Origin of the sequence: Lactobacillus rodentium (genome assembly GCF_003423665.1) — a bacterium.
GTDB classification, from domain to species: Bacteria; Bacillota; Bacilli; order Lactobacillales; family Lactobacillaceae; genus Lactobacillus; species Lactobacillus rodentium.
Genome location: NZ_BFBY01000024.1, coordinates 1 through 572, shown reverse-complemented (window position 1 = coordinate 572; position 572 = coordinate 1). Strand labels below are relative to the sequence as shown.

The following is a 572-nucleotide window of genomic DNA, read 5'->3' as shown; positions in this document are numbered from 1 at the left end:
TGCAGTCTGCAACTCGACTGCACGAAGCTGGAATCGCTAGTAATCGCGGATCAGCACGCCGCGGTGAATACGTTCCCGGGCCTTGTACACACCGCCCGTCACACCATGAGAGTCTGTAACACCCAAAGCCGGTGAGATAACCTTTATAGGAGTCAGCCGTCTAAGGTAGGACAGATGATTAGGGTGAAGTCGTAACAAGGTAGCCGTAGGAGAACCTGCGGCTGGATCACCTCCTTTCTAAGGAAGGCGAAGATGATGGAGAGTGCGAGAGCACTAAAAAGAAGTCATCAGAAAGCCAAACGGAAGCACACTTGAGAAACTTTGTTTAGTTTTGAGGGTAATACCTCAAAGAGTTAGTACATTGAAAACTGAATATAATCTAGCAAAAAACCGAGACAATCGTAAAACAGATTGAAAGAGCGACCGAGAGAGAGAAAACTCTAAATAAAAAAGACTTGAAATAGGTCAAGTAGAAAAGGGCGCATGGTGAATGCCTTGGCACTAGAAGCCGATGAAGGACGTGACTAACCACGAAAGGCTTCGGGGAGCGGTAAGTACGCAATGATCCGGAG

1 rRNA gene and 1 other annotated feature are annotated in these 572 nt (G+C 47.2%); the gene reads left to right on the top strand.

What is annotated here, in order from left to right:
- Window positions 1-89: 89 nt before the first annotated feature.
- Window positions 90-224 (top strand) — a sequence feature (16S ribosomal RNA rRNA prediction is too short).
- Between the two features lie 239 nt (window positions 225-463).
- A 23S ribosomal RNA gene (locus tag LrDSM24759_RS07570) occupies window positions 464-572 on the top strand; the annotation flags it as partial.